The organism is Acidovorax sp. (assembly GCF_046339755.1).
GTDB lineage: Bacteria > Pseudomonadota > Gammaproteobacteria > Burkholderiales > Burkholderiaceae_C > Acidovorax.
This window is the reverse complement of sequence record NZ_JBKDTZ010000083.1, coordinates 1-22,052: the sequence shown is the minus strand read 5'-3', so window position 1 is coordinate 22,052 and position 22,052 is coordinate 1. Positions and strand designations below refer to the sequence as shown.

The 22,052-nt window shown below is 69.2% G+C and carries 13 protein-coding genes and 2 pseudogenes; 12 read left to right on the top strand and 3 right to left on the bottom strand.

Going from position 1 to position 22,052, the window contains the following annotated elements:
- From ACK59X_RS06680 to ACK59X_RS06670, 3 genes are all read left to right on the top strand, one after another.
- Window positions 1–311, top strand: a 311-nt coding sequence (locus ACK59X_RS06680; protein WP_409956111.1) for a tripartite tricarboxylate transporter substrate-binding protein, incomplete at its 5' end; no start/stop codon positions are given.
- A 33-nt stretch (window positions 312–344) separates the two neighbouring features.
- Window positions 345–1,808, top strand: a complete 1,464-nt coding sequence (locus tag ACK59X_RS06675; protein WP_409956110.1) for a diguanylate cyclase domain-containing protein — start codon at window positions 345–347, stop codon at window positions 1,806–1,808.
- A gap of 147 nt (window positions 1,809–1,955) precedes the next feature.
- Window positions 1,956–2,816, top strand: coding sequence for an SGNH/GDSL hydrolase family protein (locus ACK59X_RS06670; RefSeq protein WP_409956109.1), 861 nt, complete (start codon window positions 1,956–1,958; stop codon window positions 2,814–2,816).
- 10 nt (window positions 2,817–2,826) lie between these two features.
- Here ACK59X_RS06670 and opgC read toward each other — a convergent pair whose 3' ends face one another.
- Together opgC and ACK59X_RS06660 are read right to left on the bottom strand one after the other, a co-directional pair.
- The gene (gene opgC, locus ACK59X_RS06665; protein WP_409956108.1) at window positions 2,827–4,089 is read right to left on the bottom strand and encodes an OpgC domain-containing protein; all 1,263 of its coding nucleotides are present in this window, start codon (window positions 4,087–4,089) and stop codon (window positions 2,827–2,829) included.
- Between the two features lie 12 nt (window positions 4,090–4,101).
- A complete protein-coding gene (locus ACK59X_RS06660; protein ID WP_409956107.1) occupies window positions 4,102–6,210 on the bottom strand; it encodes a catalase in 2,109 nt (702 codons plus the stop codon).
- 234 nt (window positions 6,211–6,444) lie between these two features.
- Between ACK59X_RS06660 and ACK59X_RS06655 the strand changes: the two are divergent.
- The 7 genes and pseudogenes from ACK59X_RS06655 to ACK59X_RS06625 all read left to right on the top strand — a co-directional run bounded on the left by ACK59X_RS06655 (window position 6,445) and on the right by ACK59X_RS06625 (window position 20,703).
- Window positions 6,445–12,412: pseudogene (locus ACK59X_RS06655) on the top strand (MG2 domain-containing protein).
- A 19-nt stretch (window positions 12,413–12,431) separates the two neighbouring features.
- Window positions 12,432–12,800, top strand: coding sequence for a hypothetical protein (locus tag ACK59X_RS06650; protein ID WP_409956106.1), 369 nt, complete (start codon window positions 12,432–12,434; stop codon window positions 12,798–12,800).
- On the top strand, window positions 12,793–15,099 hold the full coding sequence (pbpC, locus tag ACK59X_RS06645) for a penicillin-binding protein 1C (RefSeq protein ID WP_409956105.1): 2,307 nt from the start codon (window positions 12,793–12,795) through the stop codon (window positions 15,097–15,099). The genes ACK59X_RS06650 and pbpC overlap by 8 nt, the downstream gene beginning before the upstream one ends.
- A gap of 111 nt (window positions 15,100–15,210) precedes the next feature.
- Window positions 15,211–17,484 carry a diguanylate cyclase domain-containing protein gene (locus tag ACK59X_RS06640; protein ID WP_409956104.1) on the top strand — a complete coding sequence of 758 codons (2,274 nt, stop codon included), beginning with the start codon at window positions 15,211–15,213 and terminating at the stop codon, window positions 17,482–17,484.
- A 71-nt stretch (window positions 17,485–17,555) separates the two neighbouring features.
- On the top strand, window positions 17,556–18,416 hold the full coding sequence (locus ACK59X_RS06635) for a DMT family transporter (protein ID WP_409956103.1): 861 nt from the start codon (window positions 17,556–17,558) through the stop codon (window positions 18,414–18,416).
- A 98-nt stretch (window positions 18,417–18,514) separates the two neighbouring features.
- Window positions 18,515–19,678: an L-lactate dehydrogenase gene (locus ACK59X_RS06630; protein ID WP_409956102.1), complete on the top strand. Its 1,164-nt coding sequence runs from the start codon at window positions 18,515–18,517 to the stop codon at window positions 19,676–19,678.
- 95 nt (window positions 19,679–19,773) lie between these two features.
- Entirely contained in the window at window positions 19,774–20,703 is a 930-nt protein-coding gene (locus ACK59X_RS06625) for an EamA/RhaT family transporter (RefSeq protein ID WP_409956101.1), read from the top strand.
- Between the two features lie 16 nt (window positions 20,704–20,719).
- On the opposite strand, the gene ACK59X_RS06620 is transcribed toward ACK59X_RS06625, so the two are convergent.
- Window positions 20,720–21,079: a c-type cytochrome gene (locus tag ACK59X_RS06620; RefSeq protein ID WP_409956100.1), complete on the bottom strand. Its 360-nt coding sequence runs from the start codon at window positions 21,077–21,079 to the stop codon at window positions 20,720–20,722.
- A gap of 282 nt (window positions 21,080–21,361) precedes the next feature.
- Here ACK59X_RS06620 and ACK59X_RS06615 point away from each other — a divergent pair, with 282 nt between their 5' ends.
- Together ACK59X_RS06615 and ACK59X_RS06610 are read left to right on the top strand one after the other, a co-directional pair.
- Window positions 21,362–21,937 carry an RNA polymerase sigma factor gene (locus ACK59X_RS06615; RefSeq protein ID WP_409956099.1) on the top strand — a complete coding sequence of 192 codons (576 nt, stop codon included), beginning with the start codon at window positions 21,362–21,364 and terminating at the stop codon, window positions 21,935–21,937.
- 12 nt (window positions 21,938–21,949) lie between these two features.
- Window positions 21,950–22,052: pseudogene (locus ACK59X_RS06610) on the top strand (RNA polymerase subunit sigma-70); the annotation flags it as partial.

Here is a 22,052-nt window from a genome sequence, read left to right as displayed (position 1 = left end):
TGGCCGTGCTGGGCAAGAACCGCCAGGCCGCCATGCCCGATGTGCCGACCTTCGACGAACTGGGCCTCAAGGGCTTCGAGGACCTGCCGTACTACGGCATCTATGCGCCCACGGGCACGCCGCAGAAGTTCGTCACGGACTTCTCGAACGCCGTGGCCAAGGTGATCGCCATGCCCGAGGTGCGCGACCACCTCACCGCCATGGGCCTGACCGTGGGGCACATGTCGCCCACACAGTTCGCCGCGCGCGAAAAGGCCTACACCGCCGCCTGGACCAGGATCATCAAGGATACCGGCTTCGTGGCCCAGTAGTCCCGTCTGCGCAGGCCGGCTCCTACCTCCCCCATGCCCACCGCCCGCCTGCCAGCGCACTGGCTGCAGTCCCGCTTCCTGCCCTTGCTGGTGGGGCTGGTCAGCGGCGCGCTGGCCATGCTGCTGGCCTGGCTGGTGATCGGCATCTCGCACACCAAGGCGCGCACTGAGGTCGTGGCCCGCGCGCAAAGCCATCTGCTCGAAATCCGTGACCGGCTGGACCGCCAGCTGCAGAGCACGCTGTCGGTGCCCGAGACGGTCGCTGCCTTCGTGGCGGCGCAGGGCCATATGTCACCCGAGATCTTCGCCACGGTGGTGGGGCGGCTGCTGGAGAGCCAGCGCAACATCCGCAACCTGGCGCTGGCGCCGGACAATGTCATCAGCGACGTCTACCCGCGCCTGGGCAACGAGAAGGCCCTGGGCCTGCGCTACCTGGACAACCCGCAGCAACGCAGCGCGGTGGAGCGCGCCATCCAGACCCGGCGCACGGTGGTGGCCGGCCCCATCCCGCTGGTACAGGGCGGGCTGGGCATCGTGAGCCGCACGCCGGTGTTCCTGCCGGTGGCACCGGGCACCACCGGCGTGGCCGAGCCGCGCTACTGGGGCATCGTCTCGCTGGCCGTGAATGCCGACACGCTGTTCACCGACGTGGGGCTCCATGCCGACCAGATGGGCTTCCAGGTGGCCGCGCGCGGCCTCGATGCCATGGGTGCCCAGGGCGCGGTGTTCGTGGGCCGGGCCGGTCTCTTCGATGAAAAGCCGGTCACGCTCGATGTGCCCTTGCCCGGGGGTGGCAGCTGGATCCTGGGCGCCGTGCCGGTGGGCGGCTGGGGGGCCGCAGGCGGCGCCCCCACGCTGATCGTGGCGCTGTCCTATGTGTTCGCACTGCTCCTGGGCCTGCTCACCGCCTGGCTGGTCCGCGCGCACCAGCAGGTGCTGGCGCTGGCCAGCCACGACCGCCTGACCGGGCTGCCCAACCGCCGCCTGTTCGAGGACCGGCTGTCGCAGGCCGTGCTCGCCGCCTACCGCGACCGCCGTGCCGGGGCGCTGCTGCTGATCGACCTGGACGGTTTCAAGTCCATCAACGACACCAAGGGCCATGGCTGCGGCGACCAGGTGCTGGTGCGCGTGGGCCAGCGCCTGGCGGGCCTGGCGCGGGCCAATGACACGGCGGCCCGCCTGGGGGGCGACGAATTCGCGCTGGTGCTCAACGCGGTGTCGTCGCCCGAGGCCGCGATGGAGGTGGCCCAGCGCGTGATCGCCGACATGGGGGCGCCGATCGGGCTGGACAACGGGGAGCATGTGGCCATTGGCGTCAGTGTGGGTGTCGCCGTGTTCCAGGGCGATGCGGCCGAACCCCTGCCCGCGCTCATCGACCGGACCGACCAGGCCCTCTACGCCAGCAAGCGCGGCGGCAAGGGCATGGCCACGCTGGCAGCGTCGGCTGAGTTGCATACCTACAGCACCCAGACGCTCAACGGTCCCGCCCAGCGCTGAATCCATCCGTGCGGATGGTGCAGGGGCAACAGCTGGATGGTGCTTCAGCCAGCCGGGAGGAATGTGTAAAAACAGGTGGCCTGGACCGTGAAATTCCTGAAAATGGCGCCACCTAATGATGATGTGCCACTTCCTGGATTGGTCACGATGAAGAAGTTTCCACGCCTTTCCAAGCTGGCCCGGCGCCTGGCGCTGTCCGGGCTGCTGGTGTCGGGTTCGGCTGCGGTGCACCCGGCGCCCGCCGTTGGTGCCGGGTTGGCGCCCGGACACAAGACCACACAGTCGTCCGCTTCGCACTACGCGCGCTGGCAGGCCAGCATGGATGCCTTTGCCGCATCCGACAAGGCCCAGGCACCGGCCGAGGGCGGCGTGCTCTTCGTGGGTAGCTCCACCATCCGCCTGTGGGCCCAGTTGCCCCAGGATTTCCGCGACGTGCCGGTGCTCATCAACCGCGGCTTCGGCGGTTCCACCATGGCCGACTGCCAGTACTTCGTCAAGCAACTGGTGCTGCAGTCCCGGCCGCGTCAGGTGTTTGTCTACGCGGGTGACAACGACCTGGCCGAAGGCCGGTCTCCGCAGCAGGTGCTCGAAAGCTTCGAAGGCTTTGTCGCCGCCGTGCGCGCCGAGCTGCCCGACACCCGCATTGCCTATATCTCCATCAAGCCCAGTCCCCTGCGCGCCGAGCTGATGCCCAGGGCGCGCGAGGCCAATGCCCTGCTGGCGGAGTATGTGCGCACCTTGCCCAACAGCGACTACATCGACATCTTCACGCCCATGCTGGGGATGGATGGCGCCCCCCGGGCCGAACTGTTCGGCCCCGACCGGCTGCACATGAGCGATGCCGGCTACCGGCTGTGGCGCTCTGTGATCGCCGACTACGTGGGGCGCGGCCAGGCCACCCTGCAGGCCGGCGCAGACAAGCCTGCGAAGAAGGGCGTGGACACACCCACCGCAGCGCCGGTGGCCATTCCCGCAGCTGCCGCCGTCCAGGTCAGCACCGGGCGTTGATGCGCCCGGCTCAGCCCGGGATGGGGTTGGCCTTGGTCTGATCGTGCGGGGCCGGCTGCACCGCTGTGCGGGCAGGCGCGGGCGCGGGTGGATACATCGGCGGGCGCCTCTGGCCGGGCGCCAACATGGCAGGTGGCGTGGTGTCCTCCTTCTGGTGCCGTTCCAGCCACAGTGTCGCGCGCGCCACCGCATAGAGCACCGCGAACGAGGCTGCCAGCAGTGCCAGGTCGGTGCCCCAAGGGCGGTCGTACTTTGCCCCCAGTCCCACCAGCACCACCAGCACCAGCACCAGATGCGCGCAGAACACCGGCAGCGAGGCCGAGCCCAATGTCTCCAGCCAGCGCTGGCGCGGCATGCGGGCTGCCAGGCGGGGGCCGTAGTGGATGGTGAGCAGCACCAGCACGAACACATTGATCATGCGCATGGGCCCCAGCGCCCACTTGTCGAACCAGGGGTTGAATACGGCGTAAGGTCCCTCCGGGTGGAAGGGAATCTGGCCGACCAGATGCCGCCAGCCCATCAGGAAGAGGGCCAGGGCCAGCGCCGCCAGTACCGACCAGCGCGGGAAGGCAAAGGCTGGCGCGTTCGGATCGTTGCGCGTGGCCCCCATCCACAGCCCCAGCATCCACAGGAACTGCCAGCTCCACATCACGAAGGCCCCGGTCTCGTTGAAGGGCACCGGCAGCGGCACCAGGACGCTCACTCCGTCGTACACCCAGCGTGAGAGCCCGAACTGGGCCAGCAGCCACACCAGCCCGCTCACAGCCATCACGGGGCGCCAGCCCCAGACGAAGGCGATGACCATCACCCAGGGGCTGGCCAGCATGAAGAGCACGTACAGCGGCAGGATGTCCAGCAACGGCGGCTCATAGAGCAGCAGCAAGCCGCCCACCAGGGCTGTGAATGGCTGCTTGACGTAGAAGTTCAGCAGATCCACCACCGCCGGCTGCTCGATGCGGATGCCGATGAAGGCGATCACCGTGAACAGGAACAGCAGCAGCGCCGCGTGGCAGGCGTAGATCTTCAGCGCCCGGCGCCAGAAGGCATGGTGCATCTCCGCCACGCTCTTGCGCCAGGCCACCCGGCCATAGACCATGCCCGCCATGTAGGCCGACAGCAGCACGAAGCCTTCCGCCGCGGAGACGTAGCCGAAAGGCTGGCCCAGGGGTGACGTGAGCCGCGTGGGCAGGTGCGTCACCGTCATCAGCAGCAGCATCAGCCCCCTGACGGCATCGATCTCCCAACTGCGGGCGCTGGCGGGGGCGGGGGGCATGGCAGTGGTGCCTCAGGCGAGGGTACGCACTTTCGGCTCGCGGTCCCACTGGCGCGTCTGCGCGGCCGCGATGAAGGCCTTGCTGTCCTTGGGGTCCACCACGCCTGCGTCGGGCTCCACGCCGCCCGCCTGCAGGATCGCGCGCGTGCCCTGGCATGCGGCAATCGCCTTGAGGTGACCGAAGGCATCGCGGAACCAGTCCACGGCTGCGGCCTCGCGCGCCAGCTTCTGCCCCATCTCTGGCGACAGGACGGAAGCCACGGCATCGAACACCGTGGACGGCGTGCCGGCCAGCTGGCCATCGGCCGGCAGGCGGCTGCCATCGTCCATCACGGCGCCGCCCACCTTGGGCGCGACGATCTTCACCGTGGCGCCGGCTTTCTCGATGGCCTTGCGCAGCGCGGCCACCGATTTGGCGTTGGAACCGTCGTCCACCAGCAGGCCAACGCAGCGGCCCTCCAGCGTGGGCTTCATGCGGTCGATGATGCGCAGTGCAGGCGACAGCGGCAGGTCCTGGGGCTTGACGGCCGCCGGTGGCTTGGGCGGCATGGCTTCCATGCCCAGGCCATCGGCCACACGCTGGGCCAGGGCAGCATCCACATGCTGCAGATGGCCCACCACGGCCTCGCGCACATGCACCGTGGCCACCTTGGAGAGTTCGAACACGATGGCCGAGGCGATGTGCGATTGCTCCAGCTCGCTCTGGCTGCGAAAGAACATGCGCGCCTGGCTGTAGTGGTCGGCAAAGCTCTCGGCCCGGATGCGGCCCTTGGCGCCTTGGTCAGCCGGTTCGGCAAAATGCCGGAAGCCCTGCGCCAGCGATGCACGCGGCGTATCGCCCTGCAGGCTGCTGGGCTCGTAGTTCACACGGCCCTTGGGCACATTCATCTGCATGTGGCCGTCGCGCTGCATGTTGTGGAACGGGCACTTGGGCGCATTCACCGGGATCTGCGCGAAATTGGGCCCGCCCAGGCGCGACAGCTGCGTGTCCAGGTACGAGAACAGCCGACCCTGCAGCAGCGGGTCGTTCGAGAAATCCACGCCCGGCGGCACGTTGGCCGGGCAGTAGGCCACCTGCTCGGTCTCGGCAAAGAAGTTGTCGGGCCAGCGGTTGAGCACCATGCGGCCGATGGTCTTGAGCGGCACCAGCTCCTCGGGGACGAGCTTGGTCGGATCCAGGTGGTCGAAGGGGAAGGTGGCCGCTTCTTCCTCGGTGAACAGCTGCACGGCGAAGTCCCATTCAGGGTAGTTGCCGGCCTCGATGGCCTCGAAAAGGTCGCGCCGGTGGAAATCGTTGTCCGCCGCCTGCAGCTTCACCGCCTCGTCCCACACCGTGGACTGGATGCCCAGCCTGGGCCGCCAGTGGAACTTCACGAAGGTGCTTTGGCCCTCGGCGTTGATGAGCCGGAACGAGTGCACGCCAAAGCCTTCCATCGTGCGCAGGCTGCGCGGAATGGTGCGGTCGCTCATGGCCCACATCACCATGTGCAGGGTTTCGGGCATCAGCGAGACAAAGTCCCAGAAGGTGTCGTGCGCGCTGCCGGCCTGCGGGTAGCCGCGGTCAGGCTCCATCTTCACGGCATGCACGAGGTCGGGGAACTTCATCGCGTCCTGGATGAAGAACACCGGGATGTTGTTGCCCACGATGTCCCAGTTGCCCTCCTGCGTGTAGAGCTTCACGGCGAAGCCGCGCACGTCGCGCGGCGTGTCCACCGAGCCGGCACCGCCGGCCACGGTGGAAAAGCGGGTGAACACGGGCGTCTGCACGCCGACTTCGGTGAGCACGCGGGCGGTGGTGTATTTCTCCAGCGATTCGGTCAGCTCGAAATAGCCGTGCGCCGCCGTGCCACGGGCATGCACGATGCGCTCGGGAATGCGCTCATGGTCGAAATGCGTGATCTTCTCGCGCAGGATGAAGTCTTCGAGCAGCGTGGGGCCGCGCGGCGTGCTGCGCAGCGAGTTCTGGTTGTCGGCGATCGGTATGCCCAGCTGGGTGGTCATGACCGGGTGCGCGCCACCTGCCTGTTGTTGCAATTCGTCACCATTTCCGCGCTGCTCGGTGGCAGTGGGGAATGGACGTGTCTTGGCCGCAGGGCTGCGGCTGGCGGGGGATTTGGCCATGGATTCTCCGGAGATGGGTGGTGCGGGTGGGGTCTCCTCTCATCTTTCTGCGGTGCTGCCCGCAAGCGGGTAGGACCATGAGCCGTTTTGCTGTCGGCCGCGCAAAATGGCCAGGGGCGTGAACTGGTGCACGCCACGGACACGTAAGTGCTTGCAACGCAGGTCTCCATGCCATGCCGTTTTGTTACGCTTGCCAGTTCCTTTGGAGGGGATCGCGTGAAAGCCAAGAACTGGATGTTTGCCGCCGGCCTGTCGCTGGCGACCCTGGGGGCCATGGGCACGGCCCATGCCCTGCAGATAACGAGCCTGTCCCCCCAGGGCGAGGTGGCGCGTGTGCGCCAAGTCGTGGTCAAGTTCGATGCGGCCGCTGTCAACTTCGGCGACCCCAAGGCACCGGCGCCACTGACCCTGAGCTGCAGCGATGCCGCCGCGACCAAGGGCAATGGACGCTGGACGGGCGAAAAGGAGTGGGTGTTCGACTTCGAGAACGACCTGCCCCCCGGCGTGCGCTGTACCGCCGCCGCCAAGGCCGGCTTCAAGTCGGCTGCGGGCACGGCGCTCACCGGCACCACCAGCTTCCAGTTCAACACCGGCGGACCCTTCGTGCAGAACATGCGCCCCGGCACCTACCAGGAGATCGACGAAGAGCAGGCTTTCGTGCTGCAGCTCAACGGGCCGGCCACGCTGGACAGCATCAAGGCCAACACCTGGTGCGCGCTCGATGGCGTGGGTGAGAAAGTGCCGGTGCGTCTCATCGAAGGCAGCCAGCGCGACGAGATCCTCAAATCCCAGGGCCTGGACAAGCGGGCCGCCCAGCAGCCCCTGCAGTTCGCCACCCTGGCCTGCAACCGGCGCCTGACCTCTGGCTCGCGCATGCAGTTCGTCTTCGGCAAGGGCGTGGCCACCCCGAGCGGCGTGGCCAATGCGGTCGAAAAACGCTTTGCCTACAAGGTGCGCGAGCCCTTCTCGGCCGAGTTCAATTGCGAGCGCGAGAACGCCCAGGCCGCCTGCCTGCCGATCCGCCCGATGAGCCTTTCCTTCAACGCCCCCCTGGCGCGCAAGCTGGCGGCCGGCATCCGCCTGAAATCGGGCAAGGAAACGGTCAAGCCGCAGCTTGAAGGCGGAGCCGACGAGGACAAGAACCCCGACTCCGTGGTAACCAGCCTGCAGTTCCCCGCCCCGCTGGCCGAGAACACCCAGTTCACCATCGAGTTGCCCAAGGACTTCAAGGATGCCTCGGGCCGCACCCTGCGCAATGCCGACAGCTTCCCGCTCAAGGTGGCCACGGGCGGCAGGCCGCCGCTGGCCAAGTTTGCGGCCGCGCCCTTCGGCATCGTCGAGCGCTTTGCCGAAGGCCCCGAGGGCCCGGCATTGCTGCCCGTCACGCTGCGCAACGTCGAGGCCGCCCTCAAGGTGCAAGGCCTGCAGGCAGGCACGGGTACGCCCGCGGCCCCCGCCGGCAAGGTGAGCACCCTGCGGCCCACCAGCGATTCGGACATCATTGCCTGGTTCCGCAAGGTCAAGCGCTACGACAACTACAACGTGGCCCGCAAGGAGGCGCGCCGCGACACCAAGGGCCCGCTGCCCAAGGTGATCGACGACGACCGGGACTATGTGCAGTCGCGCATGGTCTCCCTGCTCGGCGGTCAAAGCGGTGTGAAGACGCTGGAGTTGCCCAAGCCGACGAACAACGACCCGCGCCCCTTCGAGGTGGTGGGCATTCCGCTGGCGCCGGGATTCCATGTGGTGGAAATCGCCTCGCAACTGCTCGGCGCCTCGCTGCTCGACGAGCGCCATGGCGATGCCCGAACCATGTACGTGCGCACTTCCGCCCTGGTGACCAACCTGGGCGTGCACTTCAAGCTCGGCCGCGAAAACGCACTGGCCTGGGTGACCAGCCTGGACAAGGGCCAGCCCGTGGTCGGCGCCACGGTGCGCGTTTCCGACTGCACGGGCCGTGAACTGGCCACCGGCACCACCAACGCCCAGGGCGTAGCCAGCCTGGAAGGCCTGTCATCGGATCCCGAGCAGTGCGGTGAAGAAGGCGAGCGCGCCTACTTCGTCAGCGCCCGCAGCAAGGGCGCTGACGGCGTGGAGGACATGGCCTTCACCTGGAGCGACTGGCAGCGCGGCATCGAACCCTGGCGCTTCAATGTGCCCACCAGCAGCGAACCCAACCCCGACGAGCGCGCCCACACCATCTTCGACCGCACCCTGTTCCGTGCGGGCGAGACCGTGTCGATGAAGCACCTGCTGCGCACCGAGACGCGCAAGGGCTTCGACATCCCCGAGAGCCGGCCCGCCACGCTGGTGATCACCCACGTCGGCAGCGGCCAGCAGTACACCCAGCCCCTGGCCTGGCGCAGCACGGCCACGGGCGGCTTCAGCGCAGAGAGCAGCTTTGCCGTGCCGCCTGCGGCCAAGCTGGGCATGTACTCGGTCGAACTGCGCAATGCCGGCGGCAGTGAGCGCAGCTTCAGCTCGGGCCAGTTCCGTGTGGAGGAGTTCCGCCTGCCGGTGCTCGAAGGCCGCATCGCGCCCAGCGACAAGAAGGCCCTGGTGCGCGTGCGCTCCGTGCCCACCGACGTGCAGATCAACTACGTGGCCGGCGGCGGCGCGGCCAACCTGCCGGTGCGCGTGTCGGCCATGGTGCGCGGCAAATCGCTGCAGTACAACGATTTCGACGCCTTCAGCTTCAACCCGCCGCGCAAGCGCGGCCAGGGCAACAGCGGCAACAGCGACGACGAGGAGGCCGCCGCCAGCCAGGACAGCCGTGTCATCGCCGACAAGCTGGCCGTGACCCTGGACCGCAATGGCGCCGGCAAGCTCACCATCGAGAACGTGCCCCAGGCGCGCCAGCCCCAGGACCTGGTGATGGAGGCCACCTACGCCGATCCCAACGGCGAGGTGCAGACCCTGCGCAGCACGCAGACCGTGTGGCCCGCGGGCGTGGTGGCCGGCATCAAGACCGAAGGCTGGGTCTCGGCCAAGCAGAAGATCCGCTTCCAGGCGCTGGCGCTGCAGCACAACGGCTCCGTTGCGGCCGACGTGCCCCTGCAGGTCAAGGCCGTGGCGCGCATCACCACCACCACGCGCAAGCGCATGGTGGGCGGCTTCTACAGCTACGACAACCAGACCGAGACCAAGGACCTGGGCACCGTGCAGCGGCAAGAGCGACAGCCGGGGCCTGCTGCTGTGCGAGTCCAAGCTCGACGAAGCCGGCGAGGTGGAACTGGTGGCCATTGCCAGCGACCGCGACGGCAACACCAGCGAGGCTGCGTCCTCGGTCTGGGTCACGCGCCAGGGCGAGCTCTGGTTCGGCGGCGAGGACCACGACCGCATCGACCTGCTGCCCGAGAAGAAGAACTACCAACCCGGCGAGACCGCCAAGTTCCAGGTGCGCATGCCGTTCCGCTTCGCCACCGCCCTGGTGGCGGTGGAGCGCGAGGGCATCATCGACACGCGCGTGGTGCAGCTCAACGGCCAGGACCCGACCATCGAGCTCAAGATCGAGGACAGCTGGGGCCCCAATGTCTACGTGAGCGTGCTGGCCCTGCGCGGGCGCCTGCGTGACGTGCCCTGGTACAGCTTCTTCACCTGGGGCTTCAAGTCCCCGCGCGAGTGGTGGAACTCGTTCTGGTACGAGGGCAAGGAATACCAGGCCCCCACGGCCATGGTCGACCTCTCCAAGCCCGCCTTCCGCCTCGGCCTGGCCGAGATCCGCGTGGGCACCAAGGCGCACCAGCTCGACGTGAAGGTCGTGGCCGACAAGGAGAGCTATGCCGTGCGCGGCAAGGCGCAGGTCACCATCACCGCCACCCTGCCCAATGGCAAGCCTGCGGCCAACGCCGAGGTGGCCCTGGCCGCCGTGGACCAGGCGCTGCTGGAGCTGATGCCCAACAACAGCTGGAACCTGCTCGAAGCCATGCTGCAGCGGCGCAGCTGGGGCGTGCAGACCTCGACCGCGCAGATGGAGATCATCGGCCGGCGCCACTACGGCAAGAAGGCCGTGCCCGCGGGCGGCGGCGGCGGCCGCGCGCAGACGCGCGAGTTGCTGGAGACCCTGCTGCTGTGGGAGCCCGCGCTCAAGCTCGACGCCAACGGCCAGGCCAAGGTGACGGTGCCCCTGAACGATGCGCTCACCACCTTCAAGATCGTGGCTGTGGCCGATGCCTCGGTGGGCCTGTTCGGCACCGGCAGCACCAGCATCCGCGCCACGCAGGACCTGCAGATCATCAGCGGCCTGCCGCCGCTGGTGCGCGAGGACGACCAGTTCCGCGCCCAGCTCACGCTGCGCAACACCACCAAGGCAGCCATGAAGGTCGAGGTGTCGCCCCGCGCCACGCTGCTGGACCTGAAGCCCCAGACCATCGACATCCCCGCGGGCGAGTCGCGCGAGGTGGCCTGGAACGTGACGGCGCCGGCCCAGCTGGCGCAGACCCGCTCCGAAGCCATCCTCTGGGAGATCGATGCCAAGGACACCGTGAGCGGCGCGCGCGATGCGCTCAAGGCACGCCAGCGCATCATCCCGGCCATACCGCTCACGGTGCAGCAGGCCACGCTGGTGCAGGTGGACGGCAGCTTCAACCTGGACGTGAACCCACCGACCGACGCACTGCCCGGCCGCGGCGGCCTGAAGATGTCGCTGCAGCCCAAGCTGGCCGAAGGCCTGCCCGGCGTGCGCGACTGGTGGGCCAACTACCCATTTGCCTGCCTGGAGCAAAAGACCAGCAAGTCGGTGGGCATGCGCGACGGCAAGCTCTGGCAGACCGTGGTGGCCCAACTGCCCACCTACCTGGACAGCGATGGCTTGGCCAACTACTTCCCGCCGCGCGACGGAGATGCCAACCGCGGCAGTGACACCCTCACGGCCTACCTGCTGGCGGCCACGCACGAGGCCTCCAGCATCGACCCGGCCTTCGCGCTGCCCGACGAGGCCCGCGCGCCCATGGAGCGCGGCCTGATCGCCTTCGTCGAAGGCCGCATCCAGCGCGAGTTCTGGAGCCCGCGCAAGGACCTGGACATGCGCAAGCTCGCCGCCATCGAGGCCCTGTCGCGCTATGGCAAGGCCCAGGGCCGCATGGTCAGCAGCATCACCATTGCGCCCAACCAGTGGCCCACGCACTCGGTGATCGACTGGGTCAACGTGCTGCGCCGCGTGGCCGACGTGCCCGAGCGCGACAAGCGCCTGGCCGAGGCCATGCAGATCCTGCGCAGCCGCCTGTCCTTCCAGGGCACCAAGGCCCTCTTCAGCACCGAGCAGGACGACTACTGGTGGTGGCTGATGCAGAACGGCGACGTGAACACCGCGCGCCTGATCCTGGCCGTGATGGACGACCCGGCCTGGAAGGACGACATGGGCCGCCTGGCCAACGGCTTCATCAGCCGCCAGCAGGGCGGCGCCTGGCACACCACCACGGCCAACCTCTGGGGCGGCCTGGCGCTGGAGAAGTTCTCGGCCAAGTTCGAGGCCACGCCCGTCGCGGGCAGCACCAAGGCCACCATGGGGGCCAACAGTGCCAGCGTGGACTGGAGCAAGGTCGAGCGCATCAAGACCGCGGATGCCAGCGGCGCCGCGCACCAGACCACCTGGTTCGGCGCGCCGGCGGCGCCCGGCAATCTGCGCCCCAACGGCATGGTCCGGCCCTGGGCGGCAGCGGGCTGCAAGGAGCGCCTGGCGGTGGCCCACCAGGGCACGGGCAAGCCCTGGCTCACGCTGCAGTCGGTGGCGGCCATCCAGCTCAAGGCGCCGTTCGCGGCCGGCTACGCCATCAAGAAGACCGTCACCCCGGTGGAGCAGGCCAACAAGTCGCTGCCCGCCGGCCAGTACACGCGCGGCGATGTGCTGCGCGTGACGCTGGAGGTCAACGCCAGCGCCGACATGACCTGGGTCGCCATCACCGACCCCGTGCCCGGCGGCGCCACCATCCTGGGCAGCGGCCTGGGCCGGGATTCCGAGATCGCCACCCAGGGCGAAAAGCGCAGCGGCAGCGGCTGGCCGGCGTTCGAGGAGCGCAGCTTCGAGTCCTTCCGCAGCTACTACCAGTACCTGCCCAAGGGCACGGTGAGGATGGAGTACACCGTGCGCCTGAACAACGTGGGCGACTTCGCGCTGCCCCCGAGCCGCGTGGAAGCCATGTACGCGCCCGAGATGTTCGGCGAGTTCCCCAACGCCCGCGTGAAGGTTGAGGCCGCCAAGTGACATCCCCGGGGCAGCGGCCATGAACGCCAGCGTCTTCGTGGAACTGCGGTTCTGGGTGCTGGTGGTGTTCTCGCTGGTGCTGCCTGCGGGCATCTATGCGGCACTGCTGCGCACCCGCGCCATCTCGCGCCTGGCGGTGCTGGGCTTCGGCATTGCGCTGGTGCTGATTGCCGGGGTCGATGTCTACCTGCTGCAGAGCATGGCGGCGCTGGCCCGGCAGACGCTGTCGGCGGCCGATGACGCGGTGTTCGCCTCCGAGGTGTCGATTGCACTCTACGTGCTGCCGGCCGTCTTCGGCGGCATCGGCGTGAACCTCATCTCGCACGTGCTGCTGCACCACCTGACCGAGGCCGAGAAACGCTTCGAGCGGGAGCATCCCGGTGGCTGATCGAGCCCTTTGGTGGCGCCGTCTGGCGTTGGCCTTGGCGGCCGCAGCGGTGCTGCCCGCCCATGCCATCCCCAGCTTCACCGAGGTGCGCCAGGACTTCAAACCCTCGGACACCCTGGTCCTATCGCAGGAAGGCGAGATCGTGCAGCGCCTGCGCACCGATTCCACGGTGCGGCGCGGCCAGTGGGTGGCGCTGGCCGACATCTCGCCCGCGCTGCGTGCGGCCCTGGTGCTCAGCGAGGACAAGCGCTTCTACGAGCACAGCGGGGTGGACTGGCGCGCCGCCTCGGCGGCCGCCTGGGGCAATCTGTGGAACCAGCGCACGCGCGGCGCCAGCACCATCACCCTGCAACTGGCCGGCCTGCTCGATGGCGACTGGCGCCAGGGCCCGGGTGGGCGCAGCGTGGTGCAAAAGCTCGGCCAGACCGTGGCCGCCCAGGTGCTGGACCGCCGCTGGCGCAAGGACCAGGTGCTGGAGGCGTATCTCAACTTGGTGCCGTTCCGCAGCGAGTGGGTGGGGATCGACGCGCTGAGCCGCACGCTGTTCGACAAGGCCGCCCACGGCCTCGACGACCGCGAGGCGGCCGTGGCCGCCGCGCTGGTGCGGGCGCCCAATGCCCGGCCGGCGCTGGTGGCCCAGCGGGCCTGTGGCGTGCTGCGCGACCTGCAGCAACGCCCCGGCCAGGCCACGGCACGCGTGGACTGCGATGCGCTGGACCTGTTCGTCACGGCCGCCCTGCAGCGCCGCGCCTTCGATGCCAGCGAGGGCATGGCCCCGCACTTCGCACGCTATCTGCTGCGCCAGCAGCAGGCCGTGGCGGGCGCGGCCCCCTTGCCCGAGCGGGTGGCCAGCACCCTGTGGGCACCGCTGCAGCGCTTTGCCGTGCAGTCGCTGGCCCAGCACCTGCGCGAGCTGCAGGGCCGCAACGTCGAGGATGGCGCCGTGCTGGTGCTGGACAACGCCACGGGCGCCGTGCTCGCCTGGGTCGGCTCGTCGGGCCAGCTCAGCCAGGCCGGCGAGGTCGATGGCGTGCTCGCGCTGCGCCAGCCGGGCTCCACGCTCAAGCCCTTCCTGTATGCACAGGCGATTGCCGAGCGCCGGCTGACTGCGGCCTCGCTGGTGGATGATTCACCGGCCCACATCGCCACGGCCAGCGGCCTCTACATCCCGCAGAACTACGACCGCCAGTTCAAGGGCTGGGTCTCTGCGCGCACGGCGCTGGCCGCCTCGCTCAACGTGCCGGCCGTGCGCACCCTGGTCATGGTCACGCCCGATGCCTTCCACCGCCAGCTCGGTACCCTGGGACTGCCGCTGCGCGAAAGCGGGGACTACTTCGGCTACAGCCTGGCCCTGGGCAGCCCCGAGGTGCCGCTCTTGCACCTGACCAATGCCTTCCGCACCCTGGCCAACGGCGGCAGCCGCGGGCCGGTGCGCGTGTGGCCGGGCCAGCCGGGTGCCGCAACGGTGCGCGCCATCGATGCGGGCGCGGCCTTCATCGTGGGCGACATCCTGTCCGATGGCAATGCGCGCTCGCGCACCTTCGGCACCGACAGCGTGCTCGCCACGCGCTTCTGGTCGGCCGTGAAGACCGGCACCAGCAAGGACATGCGCGACAACTGGGCCGTGGGCTGGTCCGCGCGCTACACGGTGGGCGTGTGGGTGGGCAACGCCAGCGGCGCCGCCATGCACGACGTGAGCGGCACCAGCGGCGCCGCGCCCATCTGGGCCGCGGTGATGGGCTTTCTGCATGCGCGCGAGCCCAGCCGCGCGCCGGCCGCGCCCAAAGGCCTGGTACGCCAGGCGGTGCAGTTCGGCGCCCTGCAGGCGGCGCAGGAGGGGGCGGCACCGCTGCCGCTGGAGGCGGCGCGCGAGGAATGGTTCGTCCCCGGCACCCAGCAGGCGCGCTTTGCCATCGACACCGGACCGGCGGACGAAGCCGTGGCTGCGAAGCGCGGTGCCAGGCCCTTGCGCGCCGCGCCCGCCGCAGCGGATGCGGCCGACGAACCCCCCTCGGCGCGCATCCTGGCGCCGGTGCCGGGCACCATCATCGCGCTTGATCCCGACATTCCGCCCGAGCGCCAGCGCCTGCAGTTCGTGGCCAGCGGCGACCGCGACCTGCGTTGGCGCATCGACGGGCGCGAGCAGGGGCGTGGTACCCGCTCGGCCTGGCCACCCTGGCCCGGGCGCCACCAGCTGGAACTGGTGGACGCGCGCGGCAAGGTGCATGACACGCTGCAGTTCGAAGTGCGCGGCGCGGGTGTTCGGGCGGCCGGTGCCAGCCCGCCAGCGCACCGATAAATGGCGCAAAAACCCTGCCTTTTCGCGCTATGCCTGGAATGCGGGCAACGTTACACTGTGTTGCAAATGACCGGGTCTGCATGACGCCTGCCCCGCAACGCACGCTTGTCCATGCACTTTTCCCGCCAGTTTTTCTCCCACAGGCTGATCTGGCTGGCCCTGCTGGTGTCCCTGGGCATCGGCCTGCTGTTTGCCCGCACGATCTGGACCATGCGGCAAGACAGCTGGGACTATGCCAGCCGCACCAATGCCAACCTTGCGAGCACGCTGGAGCGCAGCATCGGCGACTCGATCCGCTCGCTCGATGAATCGCTCAAGGGCGTGGTGGCGGGGCTTGAGCGCCCTGAGGTGATGGCCCTGCCGCCCGAGATCCGCAGCGGCGTGCTGTTCGACAGCTCGCTGCAGGTGCCGGGTTCGGGCGCGGTGCTGGTGGCCGATGCCCAGGGCAAGCTGGTGCTGCACTCCTCCACGCTGACCCCGCACACGGCCAACTTTGCCGACCGCGACTATTTCCTGGCGCTCTCGAAGAACCCGGGGCAGGGCCTGCACGTCGGCCGCCCCGTGCCTTCGCGCATGAGCGGGCTGGCCATCCTCCCCCTCACCCGGGCCTACCACCACCCTGACGGGTCCTTTGCCGGCGTGGTGGTGGGGGCCATCCGCCTGAGCTACTTCGACGGGCTCTTCGGCTCGCTCGACCTGGGGGCCGGCAGCAGCGTGGACCTGTACCGCATGGATGGGCTGCCCATTTCGCGCTTTCCGCGCGCCGAGGACGACACCTATGCCAGCATTGCCGGCACGGCGGCCCTGGCCCGGCTGCAGGCCGCCCCCGTGGGCACCGATACCGGCGACCCCGAGGGCAGCAGCGGCGCGCGCCAGCTCCAGGCCTGGAAGCATGTGGGCAGCTACCCCCTGGTCGTGAACGTGGCGCAGTCCGGCAACACGGTGCTGGCCAAGTGGCAGCGCAGCGCCTGGGCGCTCGGGGTGTTCGCGGCGCTGCTGATGGCGGGGTGCGTGGGCCTGGCCACGCTGTTCGTGCGCGAACTGCAGCGCCGCCAGGCCGTGAGCGCCGAACTGCGCGCGGCCGAGCGCGAGCGGCAGACCATCCTCGACAACCTGCCCTCGCTGGTGAGCTATTGGGACGCGGACCTGAACAACCGCTTTGCCAACAGCGCCTACGACACCTGGTTCGGCAGGTCGCCCGACCAGATGCGCGGCCGGCATTGCCGCGACCTGCTGGGCCCGGCCCAGTACGCCATGTGCGAGCCCTTCGTGCGCAGCGCGCTGCGTGGCGAGCGCCAGCTCTTCGAGTGCACCGTGGCCGACAAGGCCGGTGTGCTGCGCCATGCCCTCATTTCGTACGTGCCCGACGTCGATGGCGATGCCGTGCGCGGCGTGTTCTCGCAGACCATCGACATCACCGACCGCAAACGCATGGAGGACCAGCTGTTCGAGGAGAAAGAGCGCATCCGGCTGACCCTGCAGGCCATCGGCGATGCCGTGATCTGCACCGATGCGCAGGGCCGCATCACCTACCTCAACCCGGTGGCCGAGCGCCTGACGGGCTGGCAGGCCTTCGACGCCGCAGGCAGTCAGGTGGATGCGGTCCTGCGCCTGCAGGCGCCGGACACGGACAGGCCTTTGCCCAGTACCCTGCACCGCGCCATGCAGGGCGATGCGCCCGATGCGCCCGTGCGGGGCGTGGTACAGCACCGCACCTCGGGGCAGCGTTTCGATGTCGAGGAGACGGCCCGCACCATCACCGACCGGCACGGCACCGTGACCGGCGCCGTGGCCGTGCTGCGCGACGTGACCGAAGCCGTGGCCATGCAGGCGCGCATGGCCCACCTGGCCCAGTACGACGCGCTGACCGACCTGCCCAACCGCCTGCTGCTGCAGGACCGTGCCCAGTTGGCGGGCGCCCATGCACGGCGCGATGGCCGCTGCCTGGCCGTGATGTACCTGGACCTGGACGGCTTCACGGCCGTCAACGACCGGCTCGGGCACGACCTGGGCGACCGGCTGCTGGTGCAGTTCGCGCAGCGCCTGAAGGCCGCCGTGCGCGGGTCGGACACCGTCTGCCGCCAGGGCGGCGACGAGTTCGTGGTGCTGCTGCCGGGCCTGGACGGTGCGGAGGGTGCCTGCAGCGTGGCGCGCAAGATCCTGGCCGCCGCGGCCAGCCCCTTCGAGCTCGGGGGCGAGGCGCTGCGCATCGGCCTGAGCGGCGGCATCGCCATGTTCCCCGAGCATGGCGCCAGCTTCGAAGAACTCACGCAGCATGCCGATGCCGCCATGTACGCCGCCAAGCGCGCAGGGCGGCTGCAGTTCATGCTCTACGCGGGCCCGGATGCCGCGCCCCAGCCGATCGGTCCGCCGGTGTCCGAGTAGTGCGCTGCTCAGCGCGGCCGGCGGCATGCGTCTATGCTCGGCGGTTCTGTCCGCTTTTCTCCTCGCCTTCCATGCATGCGCTCGCCCCGGTGTTGTTCGTCCTGATCTGGTCCACGGGATTTCTGGCAGGGCGCGGCGTAGCCAGCCATGCCGACCCGTTCTGGTTCCTGGCCCTGCGCTTTGCCTGCGTGGCCGCTGCCTTTATCGCCGCGGCGTTCTGGGTGCGGGCCGCCTGGCCGCGGGGCACGCGGCGCATCGCCATGCATCTTTTGGCCGGTGCGCTCATGAGCGGGCTGTACCTGGGCCCGAGCTGGTGGGCCATGTCCAAGGGCCTGGCGGCGGGCATCATGTCGCTCATCGGCGCGCTGCAGCCGCTGTTCACCGCACTGCTGGCCGTGGCGGTGCTGGGCAGGCGGCTGTCGCCCAGTACCTGGGCGGGCCTGGCGCTGGGCTTTGGCGGCGTGGGCATGGTGCTGTTGCCGCGCCTGCAGGCAGCCGATGCAAGCGCCCTGTCGCTGCCCGTGGTGCTGGTCGCGGCGGGCAGCATCTTCTCGCTGACCATCGGCTCCATGGTGCAGAAATCGCCGCTGGCGGCCGGCGACGACCTGCGCAGCGCGAGCGCCGTGCAGAACCTCGGCGCGGTGGCCGTGCTGCTGGCCATGGCCTTCACGGTCGGCCAGCCGCACTGGGACAACTCGGCCGCACTCTGGGGCTACCTGGCGTTCTCGGTGCTGGTGCTGTCCATCGGCGGGGCCACGCTGCTGATCTGGCTCATGCGCCAGGGCGAGGCCACGCGCACCACGGCGCTGTTGCTGGCCGTGCCGCCGCTGTCGGCGCTCCAGGCCTGGCTCATCTTCGGTGAGACGCTCTCGCCCATCCAGCTCGTGGGCTTCGTGGTGGCCATCGCCGGGGTTGCACTGGCGCGCCGCTGACGCCGCCGTGCAAAAATTTCAACGCACGCGCAAAAGCCTTCATCCCGCCCTTGGAGGGGCACGGCTACGATGTGCGCCATCCATAACAAGGGGACCCCGTGCCTGACCTGTCCAAAATCACCTGCATCGAAGACCTGCGCGTGGTCGCCCAGCGCCGCGTGCCGCGCATGTTCTACGACTATGCCGATTCAGGCTCATACACCGAGGGCACCTACCGCGCCAACACGGCCGAGTTCCAGTCCATCAAGCTGCGCCAGCGCGTGGCCGTCAACATGGAAGGCCGCAGCACCCGCACCACCATGCTTGGCCAGGACGTGGCCATGCCCGTGGCCATTGCGCCCACCGGCCTCACAGGCATGCAGCATGCCGATGGCGAGATCCTGGGCGCGCGCGCGGCCAAGGCCTTCGGCATCCCGTTCACGCTGTCCACCATGAGCATCTGTTCCATCGAGGACATTGCCGAGAACACCGGCCGCCACCCTTTCTGGTTCCAGGTCTATGTGATGCGCGACCGCGACTTCATCGAGCGCCTGATCGACCGCGCCAAGGCGGCCAACTGCTCGGCCCTGCAGCTCACGCTGGACCTGCAGATCCTGGGCCAGCGCCACAAGGACATCAAGAACGGCCTGTCCACCCCGCCCAAGCCCACGGTCCGCAACCTCATCAACCTGGCGACCAAGCCGCACTGGTGCCTGGGCATGCTGGGCACCAGGCGCCGCACCTTCGGCAACATCGTCGGCCATGCCAAGGGCGTGGGCGACCTGTCGTCGCTGTCGTCCTGGACGGCCGAGCAGTTCGACCCCCAGCTCAACTGGGGCGATGTGGAATGGATCAAGAAGCGCTGGGGCGGCAAGCTCGTCCTCAAGGGCATCATGGACGCCGAGGATGCGCGCCTGGCGGTGGACAGCGGGGCCGATGCGCTCATCGTGAGCAACCACGGCGGCCGCCAGCTCGACGGCGCGCCCTCGTCCATCGCCGCGCTGCCGGCCATCGCCCAGGCCGTGGGCAAGGACATCGAGGTCTGGATGGACGGCGGCATCCGCAGCGGGCAGGACGTGCTCAAGGCCCGTGCTCTGGGCGCGCAGGGCACGCTGATCGGGCGCAGCTTTCTCTACGGCCTGGGTGCCTTCGGCGAGGCCGGCGTGACCCGTGCGCTGCAGATCATCCAGAAGGAACTCGATATCACCATGGCCTTCTGCGGCCATACCAACATCAACAACGTGGACCGCTCCATCCTGCTGCCGGGCACCTACCCCGCATAGGTGCGGGGCAGGCAGTCCGGGCCTTCTCCTGCCTGGATGGCCGCCGTGCCCGTTGGAGTGGGCGGGACACCAGGCCAGGGGGCTATAACCCATCGATGACTCTTTCATGGATGGCCTGGGCCTGGATTCCCCTCACCCTCTGGGCCGCGCTCGCGCAGACGGCGCGCAACGCCGCCCAGCGCTCCGTCACGGCCGAGCTGGGCACGCTGGCGGCCACGCTGGTGCGTTTTCTCTATGGGCTGCCGCTGGCCTCGGCCTGGGTGGCGGGCCTGACCTTGGTCGGCACGGGCTACGCCGTTCCGCACTTCTCGCTGCCCTATGCCGCCTGGCTGGCCCTGGGTGCGCTCGCGCAGGTCGGGGCCACAGCCTTCCTGCTGCTGGCGATGAAGGAGCGCAATTTCGTGCTCGCAGTGGCCTATTCCAAGACCGAGGTGCTGCAGGTCGCGCTGTTCTCGGCCGTGCTGCTGCAGGAACTGCCGGGTCCGCTGGCCTTTGGCGCCATGGCCGTGGCCACCATGGGCGTGGTGCTGCTCTCGCTGCCGGCCGGCGGCTGGCGCGCACTGCGCACGGGGGAGGGCGGCAGCGGCAAGCTGGTGGTCTACGGCCTTGCCTCGGGGGCGTGCTTTGCGCTGGCCAGCGTGGGCTTTCGCGGTGCCTCGCTGGCGCTGGGCGAGGGCGTCGCGCCCTGGGTGGCCGGCGCCTGGGGGGTGTTCTGGGCGCAACTGCTGCAGACCCTGGTGCTGGGCGGCTGGCTGCTGGCGCGCCAGCCCGGCGTGGCCGGCGCTATTGCGCGCGCCTGGCGGCTGTCGGTGGTGGCGGGCTCCATGGGCGCGCTGGCCTCCATTGCCTGGTTCACGGCCTATGCCATGCGCCCGGCGTCCGACGTGCGCACGCTGGGGCTGGTCGAGGTGCTTTTCAGCTACCTGGTCTCGCGGCGCATGTTCCGCGAAAGCCTGTCGCGCACCGAGGGCATCGGCCTGGCCCTGGTGCTGGCGGGGTTGGTGGGCATTTGCGCCCAGTGGTAGCTGCAGCCTGGGACGGTCAAGGCGCTGCGATCAGACGCCGCAGTGTGGCCAGGTAGGCCACTACGTCCTCGCGCTCCCTTGCGTCGTCGAGGCGGTAGTCCATGGCCTGGCCCGGGATCAGCGCCTCGGGGTCGGTCAGCCAGGCCTTGAGCGTGGCCCGCGTCCACAGCAGCTTGCTGTTCTGCAGGGCGGGTGAATACGCGTAGTCTTTGAGGGCTCCCGCACGGCGGCCGACGACGCCCCGGTGGGCCGGGCCCTCGCCGTGCGTGTCCACGCTGTGGCAGCCTGCGCAGTGCTCCTGGTACACGGCGCGCCCGCGTTCCACCGATTGGGCGGATGCACTGGCGCTGGCCAGGCACAGCGCGGCGGCTGCCACGGCCCCCCATTTCCATCGGTTCGCGTCAGGCGGCATCATGGCGTTCCTGCCCCATGGGGGCTCCCGGCTGGGGCGTGGCGGAGTGTCGTGGTTCATGGGCCTGTGGTTTGAAGGGGAAAGGGGCGTGCCTGCATGGCCCTTTCTATACGCAGCGGACTGCCCAGTGGATGCGAGGGCCGCAGAAGGCAGGCCCGTGCATCCAGATGCGGGTTTGTGGCGTATTCACAGCAGACCGACTCCATCCTCCACCGTGACTTCTGGCCAATCCCAGACAATGGGCGCATGAGCACCCTCACCCCCGACAGTGAACTGATGCAACTCCTCGACCGCATTGCCGCGCAGGACGATTCCGCGCTGAAAGCCTTGTACGAGAGCACCTCGTCCAAGCTGTTCGGCCTGGCCCTGCGCATCGTGCGCCACCGCGACGTGGCCGAGGATGTGCTGCAGGAAGCCTTCCTGAGCATCTGGCGCGGGGCGGGCAATTACCGCGCATCGCTGAGCCCGCCCATGGCCTGGATGGGGCTGATCGTGCGCAGCCGGGCCCTGGACGCGCTGCGCAAGCGCGCCTCGGACCGCAGCGACGTCACGAACGAGTTCGACGACGAGATGGCCCAGACCATGGAGGGCGATTCGCCCAACCCCATGGACATCACCCAGGCCAGCGAACAGGCCTTTGCGCTGCACCAGTGCCTGGGCAAGCTGGAGAACAAGCAGCGCGAGGTGGTGAGCCTGGCCTACCTGCGCGACCAGAGCCACAGCGAGCTGGCCGAGCAACTGCGGCTGCCGCTGGGCACCGTGAAGAGCTGGATCCGGCGGGGCCTGGAGCAGTTGCGCCAGTGCATGGCCCGCTACGTTTAAGGGGGCACCACCATGGACATCGCCCAACACCCCGAACTGCTGGACCGCCTGGCGGCCAGCTACGCGCTCGGCACCCTGCGCGGCGGCGCGCGCCGCCGCTTCGAGACCCTGGCCC

Bases quoted from the DNA above. Each gene is read 5' to 3' on its own strand.
- ACK59X_RS06675 (WP_409956110.1), top strand. From the start codon at position 345: ATGCCCACCGCCCGCCTGCCAGCGCACTGGCTGCAGTCCCGCTTCCTG.
- ACK59X_RS06660 (WP_409956107.1), bottom strand. From the start codon at position 6,210: ATGGCCAAATCCCCCGCCAGCCGCAGCCCTGCGGCCAAGACACGTCCA.
- ACK59X_RS06670 (WP_409956109.1), top strand. From the start codon at position 1,956: ATGAAGAAGTTTCCACGCCTTTCCAAGCTGGCCCGGCGCCTGGCGCTG.
- ACK59X_RS06625 (WP_409956101.1), top strand. From the start codon at position 19,774: ATGACTCTTTCATGGATGGCCTGGGCCTGGATTCCCCTCACCCTCTGG.
- ACK59X_RS06615 (WP_409956099.1), top strand. From the start codon at position 21,362: ATGAGCACCCTCACCCCCGACAGTGAACTGATGCAACTCCTCGACCGC.
- ACK59X_RS06650 (WP_409956106.1), top strand. From the start codon at position 12,432: ATGAACGCCAGCGTCTTCGTGGAACTGCGGTTCTGGGTGCTGGTGGTG.
- ACK59X_RS06635 (WP_409956103.1), top strand. From the start codon at position 17,556: ATGCATGCGCTCGCCCCGGTGTTGTTCGTCCTGATCTGGTCCACGGGA.
- opgC (WP_409956108.1), bottom strand. From the start codon at position 4,089: ATGCCCCCCGCCCCCGCCAGCGCCCGCAGTTGGGAGATCGATGCCGTC.
- ACK59X_RS06640 (WP_409956104.1), top strand. From the start codon at position 15,211: ATGCACTTTTCCCGCCAGTTTTTCTCCCACAGGCTGATCTGGCTGGCC.